This is a genomic window from Candidatus Sororendozoicomonas aggregata (genome assembly GCF_031528575.1).
In the GTDB taxonomy this organism is placed as follows: domain Bacteria; phylum Pseudomonadota; class Gammaproteobacteria; order Pseudomonadales; family Endozoicomonadaceae; genus Endonucleibacter; species Endonucleibacter aggregata.
On the sequence record NZ_JAVLSP010000044.1, the window covers coordinates 19596 to 29295 of the forward strand.

The window sequence follows — 9700 nt, forward strand, 5'->3', positions numbered from 1 at the left end:
TGGCTCACGTCATGATTTTGTTTCTTCTGGAAGGAATACAGGTAATTCATGGTAAACCAAGGTATACTGGGGGTGAATATAAATAACTGGTCGTTTACTTTATCGGTTATGAATGCTTCGGTTTTTATATTGACGGTTTTTCTTGCGGGATTGGGTGTTAACAGTACTTATGCTGAGTCAAAGGCTGAGCCGAAAGTATCTCAGACCCAGGCAGCCATTGACGCTGTAGCGCGTGATATTACCCAGTTAAAAAATACGCTGATATCACTGAGTAAAGAGCATACACTCAATGAAAAACGCCTTTTGAGAGAAGAAAAGGCTATCAGTGGCTTGCAGCGGGAAGTGCGGGCTATTCAGGAAAAAATCAAAGAAGGCGAGCAGTCCATCACCGCGTTGAAGCAGCGCCAGACGTTTTTGCAACAACAAAAGCAGGCTGAAAAAAAACGGATTGCTAAAAGTCTGCGCTCAATGTACCTGATCAGCGGTGAAGACCGGATAAAACTTTTTTTGAACCAGGAAGACCCTGAGCAAATTTCCAGGCAGATGGTCTATCTTGAATATCTTCAGGAAGCACAGTTGGCTGCCCTGCAACGCTTTGAGGCCATTTTGACAGAGGCAAAGACCAATCAGCAACAGCAGGAAGCACTGGGGAAATCACTGACCCAGAAAAAGCAACAGCTGGAACTGCGGCAGAAAAAACTGGTGGCACAAAGACGTAATAGAGAAACCCTGCTCAAGCGGCTATCAGCAGAGCGCAGTCAGGGGCAGGACAGGCTCGTTGACCTGGAAGAACAGCAAAAGGCCCTTGAGACGGCGCTGGCTTCTCTGAAAAGCCGTGGATCTGGCAGTGGTATCCCCTTCAGTAAAATGAAAGGCAAGCTATCGTGGCCCGTTAAGGGAACGATGCTTTCAGGCTATAACGACCTTCGCTCAGATACAGGGTTACGCTGGAAAGGACTGCTGATCAGTGCGCCAGTGGGGGAGCCGATAACGGCTGTGAACGATGGCCGGGTCATTTTTGCTGATTGGCTCAGGGGCTACGGGTTACTTGCGATTGTTGATCATGGCAATGACTACCTGACGCTCTATGCCCATAACGCGTCCTTATTAAAAGAGGAGGGTGAGGTGGTACTGGCCGGTGAGCCTCTGGCTCGTGTGGGTTCCACAGGAGGGCAGAGTCAGCCATCATTGTATTTTGAGATTCGTCATAAAGGTATCCCGATTGACCCCTCTCAGTGGCTGTCAAGGTAGCTGGAGTTTGATCCCCGGGAACCGATAACTCCTATGGAAAAGCACTGACAGGATAAAAAGCTATACTGGATCAGTCATTGGAGCTCGTATCAGTCCCCGTAAGCTCCTGTCTTCATCCATTGAAATTTGCTGGAATACAACGTATGCAGGAGCTTACATGATAATACCCCATCCATTGAACTGTACGTTTCGCGCAGCCTTTTTGCTGATGGCGTTGGGTTGTGCTATGTCTGGATGGGCCGATAGCCAGCAGAGCCCTGATAATAAGGCGGTACTGGCAAAATCTGCTGACGATGGCGCTGACTTAAAAACGGATCCTTTGCCTCTGGCTGAGTTAAGAACCTTTACTGAGGTGATGCAGCGGATAAAATCAGCCTATGTTGAACAAGTGGATGATAAAACCCTCTTGGAATCAGCCATTAAGGGTATGCTGAATGATCTGGATCCTCACTCTGCTTATTTGAAGCCTGAAGACTTCAAGGAGCTGGAAATAAGTACATCAGGCGAGTTTGGCGGGTTGGGTATGGAAGTGGGTATGGAAGACGGCTATGTGAAGATTATCTCTCCCATTGACGATACACCTGCCTACAAAGCAGGGTTGCAAGCAGGTGACCTGATTATCAGGCTCGATGACGGGCCGGTAAAAGGGATGACACTGATGCAGGCTGTTGAAAAAATGCGGGGGAAAGCGGGTTCTCCCATTAAGCTGACGATCCTGCGTGATGGCGTTGCCAAGCCTTTTGATGTAACCGTGAAGCGGGACATTATCAAGGTGGAGAGTGTTAAAGCGAAAACACTGGAAGAGGGTTATGGCTATATTCGTATCAGTCAGTTCCAGGCCAATACCGATAAGGAGTTGCTTGCCCATCTTAAAACGCTTCGCCAGCAGCAGAAAGACGGCCAGCTAAAAGGTGTTGTGCTGGATTTGAGGAATAACCCGGGGGGCGTATTACAGGCTGCTGTTGGGGTCAGTGATGCCTTTCTCAAGGAAGGACTGATTGTTTACACCAAAGGCCGTGTGCCAAATTCAGAACTCCGTTTTAATGCCACCAAAGGTGACCCATCGGAAGGGGTACCGTTGGTTGTTCTGATCAATGGTGGCTCAGCCTCGGCTTCAGAGATTGTGGCAGGCGCGCTACAGGATCATCACCGTGCTGTTCTGGTTGGTAGTACAACGTTTGGAAAAGGCTCTGTGCAGACCGTCTTGCCATTGAGTGTTGATTCCGAAAGGGGGTTGAAGCTGACAACGGCACTGTATTATACCCCTGGTGGACGCTCTATTCAGGCAGAAGGCATTAAGCCCGATATTGAACTCCCTCGTGTAAAAGTGACACCTTTGGAAGGGGGTGCCCACTATAAAGAAGCCGACCTGAAAGGCCACTTGACCAATGCCAGCGGGGATGAAGCAAAGGGCAAAACAAACATGGCAAAAAGAAAAAGCAACCCTAAAAGTCTGTTGGAAGAAGACTATCAGTTAAGTCAGGCATTGAATATTGTGAAGGGAATGGCTATCCGCTCACAGCCAGATACAAAAGTTGCTGGTAATCGAGTAACTCCCAAAAGGGAGCATCATTGAGAAACTATCTGAAAAACAGTTTTTAGCCTTCATTTCATCCAGGAGCCTGTCGGACTTATGCTTTCGAGCATAAAATTCAGTAGGGCGAGTCAGATTTTTCGATGGATTTGTGCGAATAGTTGACCTATTTAAGCAAATTCATCGGAAAATATGGCCGCTCTTTCTGGATTTCAGGCCCAAATTGCCTTAAGTCCGACAGGCTCCTAGCCACTGGTAGTGGCAGGTTGTCAGGGCTTTAGCATAAACGTCTTTATTGTTTTTTATCGTCTCCCGTGTGGATAGAGAAAGCATTCCAAAACTGCCGCACCCGATAGACAAGTTCTGCCTTATACCCTTGGAAGCAAGATCAAAGGGGCGCGATGGAAAAAACATTGCCTGAAAGCAGCGGCAGGGTTATCGGGCAATGGCTATACTAAGAACCAGTGTTAAAAGTCATGCTCCTACTGCGGCTACGATAAATGGGTCTAAAAAGTCGCTTTTGTTCGTCAAATAGTCCAGCTATTCTCCTCACAAAAGCGACTTTTTATCCGCCATTTCTCGCGGTCCTCGCTACGGGCAGACTTTTAAGACTGCTTCTAAATGACCAGTCGCTCAGATTGGTCAGCGGCTTTAGTTTTGCTGAAAGAAGGCGGCAGATAGTCACAGTACAGTTCTTAGAGATTTTGATTCATAATTCTCGCTTGAGCAGTTGAACGCCATTTTCCCATGGGGAGTAGGGTTCTCATTGAGTTAAAAGCGGTCAACTGCTAATTGAGGATAATGACTATCACGTCGAAAAATCAGCTCAATGCGTAACTTGAGTTATTCAGGATTAATAATGAACAATACGCCACTACTTGTTTATCTTCATGGTTTAAACAGTGCTCCCCAGACACAGAAAGCGCAATTTTTGCAGTTTTATATCGATAGTCAACAAATAGCTGTTGAAACCTGGATTCCTTTATTGCCTACCTGGCCTGATGAGGTGAAAGCCTTGTTGCAGGAGAATATTCTAAACGTAGCAGACCAGCGCCCTATCCATATTATTGGGAGTTCTCTGGGTGGCTTCTTTGGTACCTGGCTTCAGGCACAACTACAGGAGGCTTTTCCTGACAGGCGTCATCCACTGGTGGCTATCAACCCCGCGGTGAAGCCACTTGATCTTTTCGAGCAGTATGTGGGGCCACAGGAGAATACCTATACGGGTGAGAAGTGGGAACTCACTGAGGCCCATGCCAGTCAATTAAACAGCATGGTTGTTGATCATTTGAAAAAGCCGGAAGATATTCTGTTGATGGTCCAGACGGGTGATGAAACGCTGAATTATGCGCAATCGTTGGCCCGTTACACAGGTGCACATTATATCATCGACGACGGTGGCAGCCATGCATTTGACAATTTTGACCGTTTTTTGCCTGATGTGTTTAGTTTTCTGGGGTAGTCCTGGGAGCCTGTCGGACTTAAGACAATTTCGGCCTGAAATCCAGAAAGCGCGAGAAAGCGCGAGAAAGTGTGAGAAAGCGCGGCCAGAATTTCCGATCAATTTGCTTAAACAGGTCAACTATTCACACAAATTGATCGAAAATTCTGACTCGCCCTACTGAATTTTATGCTCGAAAGCATAAGTCCGACAGGCTCCTAGTCATGGAATCCCGACTTTGCAAGGGTGATAAAAGTGGGGGGGTGGTTGCCTATCTATATCATTTTTGCGACACCCTCTTTAGAACGGGGAGGGTATCAAGCTCTGCAATGGTTAAACCCTGACACAGTAAAAGATGAAGTTCACCGGGTTGTACAACCTGCTGATAGAGAAATCACACTTATTAACTTCAACCTCAACCTCAACCTCAACCTCAACCTCAACCTCAACCTCAACCTCAACCTCAACCTCAACTTCAATTTACCCAAGGCAGAAGAGGTTATAAAACCCATTTTTTCTCAGGCTGATAAGAAACCATGGTTTCTTATTGAGTAGAGAATACTTAAACTATTTTTCGCTAAAAACAAAGTATCAACTTATCTTGAAGAAGAATTGCAAAAATTGGCTTTATCTTGCACTACAATAAGTGATGTTTAAATCAGGGCAGTGAAATTTTTTGAGGTTATCGATGTTGAGCATGGTTTCCAGAGCGGCTTTTAGTTTATTCTTAATAAGAAAAAAATATCAGCCGTTATGGTTTTTAATACGCTATTTTGATAATAAGTATTGGCAGCAGGCGCTAGTATTATTTTTGAGTATTTTCTTTTGTGTAGAATTCGCCCACTCAGTCCCACCTGGCAGTGAGAAATCTCACTGTTCTATACGGAATGTAGAGGGGCAAATCTACTCTGATCCACTTCATCAAGAATCATCCTGTGGCAGATTTGAGTGTTTTGTTCATCCGCAATTTTATCATGCCCACATTCCGCTTTATCCATGTGACCAGGAAAACAAAAAATATATCTGTATGTTAGCACTTATCACAATGGTAAAATCAATACTCATAAAGGCGCATTCAGAGTCCGAAGCAAGGCATCTTACGGATACTCCACTATATAAGACATACAAAACCGACAGGGTCGAGACCAGCCTCCGTCACCCTGCAACGATGGTAGATATACCCCAATATAGGGAAATAGCTAAAGAAATTGACTTTGTTAAATGGCTAACAATACTTAAAGATGAAGCACAATCATTAAAAAATAACCCATTACAAATAGAAAATGAAGAATTAATGGACTATCTAATGTGTAATGGTTTTTTCTACCGGGATTATTCCGAACTTCTGGATATGGTTCAACGCACCTATGATGTATTGTTAAGATTCGATAAGATATTTCAGTTTAACATTGGCTCATGCATCATTTGCCTGGATGATAATATAAAGGTTCTGCAAAAAAAAGAGGGTTGTGGTGACCAATATTGCGGAAACTGTATTAAAAAATACGCATTACAGGCAGTGAATGACATCAGTCAATACACTGAATCCGGCCTACCATGCCCAGGCTGCAGTGCTATTTTTCCTGAGGTACTCGTAGAAGTGGTTTTAGGCGTAGAGGGAATGAAGCAGTTGAACAATAACATTATGAAAATAGCAGCCCGATTAAATAAAGATATCTACCTCTGCCAAAACCCTTTATGCGAAGGGGCTTTCAATCTGGAAGGGCCGTGTCGAGGCGAGTTTATTTGCCCGTTATGCAAGAAAACACAATGTGTATTTTGTAACGTTTTACCTTTTCATATAGCCCTTTCCTGCAAAGACTACCAACGCAGCCTAACCAAAGACGGCGCTGAAGAATTTTTTAAAGATCTCAGAGAAACAGAAAAAGACAAGTACAAAGACTGCCCTTCATGCGCTACGCCAATCTACAAAGACTTTGGTTGTAATGATATGCATTGCATGAATTGCAAACAAAATTTTTGCTGGCTATGTTTGTCGATTATACAAGATCGTACCCATTTTGAAGGCAATGAAAAATGTGATCTATGGAAAGATAAAAGCGTCAACCCTTTGACCAGAAATTGCCCAACAGCGACTCATACCGATGAACGTTGTTTACGGTGTGGTTCTGAACAAGCCAGGGAGCTTAATTGCGGACATTATTTCTGCGATATTTGCATAAGGCACGAGCAAAATAACAGGCCTGAAGACCAAAGAGAATCAGGAATGTGTATGCAATGTTTTAATGAAGGCAAGCATAAAAATAACGCTACAATCTCTGGAGCAATCGCTGGTGCAATTCCAAAAAACAAAACGCGCGTTGATAACATACCAGAGCGACATAAACAGACTCCATTTCCTGGTGCCACCCATGCATCAACCAGCGGCATTCACGCTAACGGATTAAAGCAAGCTTCTGGGTATAATTGGCTTGGAGCAGTCACAAGCGTTGATGCCATACGTTGCCAAAGATGTAATGAATACCTCCCCATTGTTACCCGCAACTGGCATTGTCAACATTCATTCTGTTCCGAATGTGTCATTGATATGCGGCTGGAAAATCACAGAACGGTGTGTATTTTATGCAGAAGAGGCGCTTCAAGCACTTCGCCACCAATCCAGCCACCAGGAGCAGGGTGGGATGATGGAGCCAGTTCTTTCAGTCGTGTGCCGAAAGCGCCGAGGAACGGGTTTCCAGGCGAGTTCAGTGCTAACCAGAGGAATCAACAGGCTTACGGCAACACAAGGCAAAGAACTGTCCGGTGTGCAATATGTGAGCAATTTTTTACAGGTGAACTTGATTTATGCGAAACATGTTCAGTGAAGTATCCCTAGGCAGCAAGTTTTTATCATTTTTACTTTTTATGTTCTTTGTATTAAATGCCCCCAACGGCTTCGCCATGATGACGGATGAAGGAGCCTATGGGGAACATTCACGCAGCCAGGCAAACAATTCTATTCTGGAAAGAATAGCTGAAATATACCCAAACGCGGGGGCTGAAAATCATAACAAGCTATACAAGCTACTCACTGAAAAATACCATCTATTAAATGACGATGACATTATCAGTAATTTTAATAAAGACATACTGTTTAGCTCGGTTGCCATTATAGCCATTAAGCATAACAGGAATAAAGGGCATTTAATATACAGAGATCATCCCAGTGGTCAGGATATAGAGTATGTGGAAAGTAAAATGACATTGGATGATGTTTTATCTCTACTAGAAGAGTATAACGTTGAACAGGATAAACAGATATATTTGCGGATGAGATCAGGCTACGGTAACGCTACGACCAGAGGCAAACATTTTTATAGAGGCGGTGGTGTTTATGAAATAGAGCGAACCCGCCTGTTACATTTAAAAAGAGACCTGCAAATTTCTACGGTCAGAGGAGGCTCTTCCTATGGCAACGGGCTTTACCTGTCGTCAAATTTGCAAACGGCATTGAGTTATGCTGACAGACACGCGTCCGCTTACGAACTATCAGGATTCAAAGGGTATGAAAACAATGAAACGGATTTTATGTCATTTGTTTTGAGGGTGAATCTTCAAGAAAAAACTCTGATAGTTGACGATTCACAAAGACCAGAACAATTCTCGATAGACGTCCCTTTTTTGCCTTTTTCACCCACTGATCCGGCGATTTACTACCATGAACAAAGTCATGATGGACTCGTCGAAACAGCCTCAATAAAAGATCTTAGAGGGATAAAATCAATAGAAGTTTACAGTTCATCGCTGAGCTACAAAGTGCACATACCCTTTTTTGAAGATGAAATTATTGAGCATCAGCTAAAAAAAATACGTTATTTTGACACGTCTGATTATCAAGAAAATTTTTTTTGTTGTAGAAATGCCCGGGTTTACGATGAACGCATTGACGAAGCCATCAGGGTTAACGTTTGCTCCTACGCCTTCGTGGGAGATTTGGGTCGCGCCGAATATTTTTTTTATTGCTATATAGAAGATAAAGGCTACGAGGTCAGACCCGCATTTTTTGACTCACGTAAAAACAGAGAAGATTTAAGGCACTTCCACCTTCAATATTGGTAAATATACCTCGTCCGTAAAACCTGTGCTTTTTCTGCTCTAGGAGCCTGACCGAGAATAGCGCCTTAGGGAGGATCGCGAGAAATTGAGGATAAAAATTTCTGTTTCTGAGGAGAATAGCGGGACTATTTGATGAAGAAGCAGGAATTTTTAGACCAATTTATCGCAGTCGCAGTAGGGCAGTCTATTCTCGGTCAGCCTCCTAGGTTAAGTTAATAGAAACCAGGTATCACGGAATTGGGATCACCACATCCCCTGCGGCGTTGATTTCACACGACAGGTGGGTTTTTAACCAGCCATGGTTCAGTGTTCTGGTGGTTGCCTCCCCTTGATGGAAGTAGGTTGTAAACAACTGCGGGCTTCGCACCTCAAGGAAGCCTCTTTCGGAATCAGAAGCCTTGCCGTCAGCATCTACTATTCGCACGTTCACCCCTGTGAGAGGGTGACCGGTAAAGCTGGATGGGTAGTGCCTGGAAATATCCATTGATAGCAGGATGCCCCCTTCCGGGAGGGAATACACCCACTGCTGTGTTATACCTGGTAATTGGCACCAGTGATCTTTCAGGCAGTCAATGGTCAGTGCGGTACTGACAATCACCAGTGTTGCGTGGCGCTTATGGAGCATGCTGCCAGAGGAGGGTTCCAACACCTCGATAAACTGACCGTAATCAACGGCATCGAGCAATATTAACTCAGAAGGCTCATTGGCCAGTGCGTCATTCAATGATTGGTGGTGGGGCTGTAGCCGACAAATACCCCCGGCAACCATACTGGATAATACGCCGACAACCCCCCGCGCACTGGCCATTGGCAGCAGGTGAAAAACAAGATCTCCAGGCATCAGCGACCAGGTTTGCGCTAATATTTTTGCGCGTGCAGCCAGGGCACTGAACGTAATAATAATCGGCAGGGATGTGACAGCGGTGAAGGCGATAAGGGCATTTGGGTTGTTATTTGAGACTTTTAAAGGGGCTGGTTTGCTATGCTTTTGCTCTGCGGATAGCCATTGCAGTTGAGAGAATGTGTCCCGAACCAGCGCTTCATCTACTGGTGGATAGGGTAGTACAGCAAAACGACAGCCCAGGGTTTTCAGCTGATTCAGTATACTATCAGTTGTACATTGAAGACTCAGTGGTACAGCAATAGCTCCGGCAAACCAAATGCCCAGCATGGCAACGACAGCATGGGCACTTTTATCGGCTAGATAGGCCACGGGTTCTTCAGCCATCAGCCCATGGTCTTTAAAGGTAGCTGCCAGGTGTCGGGCCCTGAGCACAATTTCGCCGTATGTATGCAACCCTTTTTGGTCGGAGAGTGCTACCCTTTCAGCGGAATGACCGACAATACTTGAAAGGAATGACATGTATGGCCTCGTCATGATAACCAGAGCTAAGGAGTCTGTCGGACTTATGCTTTCG

Annotated in this window: 7 protein-coding genes; 6 read left to right on the forward strand and 1 reads right to left on the reverse strand. The window is 44.9% G+C overall.

Annotated elements, in window-relative coordinates:
• Nucleotides 1-48: 48 nt before the first annotated feature.
• The 6 genes from V4C51_RS09925 to V4C51_RS09950 all read left to right on the forward strand — a co-directional run bounded on the left by V4C51_RS09925 (nt 49) and on the right by V4C51_RS09950 (nt 8285).
• Nucleotides 49-1251 carry a murein hydrolase activator EnvC family protein gene (locus tag V4C51_RS09925; protein WP_330926001.1) on the forward strand — a complete coding sequence of 401 codons (1203 nt, stop codon included), beginning with the start codon at nt 49-51 and terminating at the stop codon, nt 1249-1251.
• 157 nt (nt 1252-1408) lie between these two features.
• Complete coding sequence (locus tag V4C51_RS09930) at nt 1409-2827, forward strand: S41 family peptidase (protein ID WP_330926002.1); 1419 nt, start codon at nt 1409-1411, stop codon at nt 2825-2827.
• 817 nt (nt 2828-3644) lie between these two features.
• A complete protein-coding gene (locus V4C51_RS09935) occupies nt 3645-4247 on the forward strand; it encodes a YqiA/YcfP family alpha/beta fold hydrolase (RefSeq protein ID WP_330926003.1) in 603 nt (200 codons plus the stop codon).
• 246 nt (nt 4248-4493) lie between these two features.
• Complete coding sequence (locus V4C51_RS09940) at nt 4494-4781, forward strand: hypothetical protein (protein ID WP_330926004.1); 288 nt, start codon at nt 4494-4496, stop codon at nt 4779-4781.
• Between the two features lie 472 nt (nt 4782-5253).
• Nucleotides 5254-7062: an IBR domain-containing protein gene (locus V4C51_RS09945; RefSeq protein ID WP_330926005.1), complete on the forward strand. Its 1809-nt coding sequence runs from the start codon at nt 5254-5256 to the stop codon at nt 7060-7062.
• The gene (locus V4C51_RS09950) at nt 7032-8285 is read left to right on the forward strand and encodes a hypothetical protein (RefSeq protein WP_330926006.1); all 1254 of its coding nucleotides are present in this window, start codon (nt 7032-7034) and stop codon (nt 8283-8285) included. The genes V4C51_RS09945 and V4C51_RS09950 overlap by 31 nt, the downstream gene beginning before the upstream one ends.
• A 226-nt stretch (nt 8286-8511) precedes the next feature.
• Here V4C51_RS09950 and V4C51_RS09955 read toward each other — a convergent pair.
• Nucleotides 8512-9700 (reverse strand): class I adenylate-forming enzyme family protein (locus V4C51_RS09955; RefSeq protein ID WP_330926007.1); only part of this gene is annotated, 1189 nt, incomplete at its 5' end.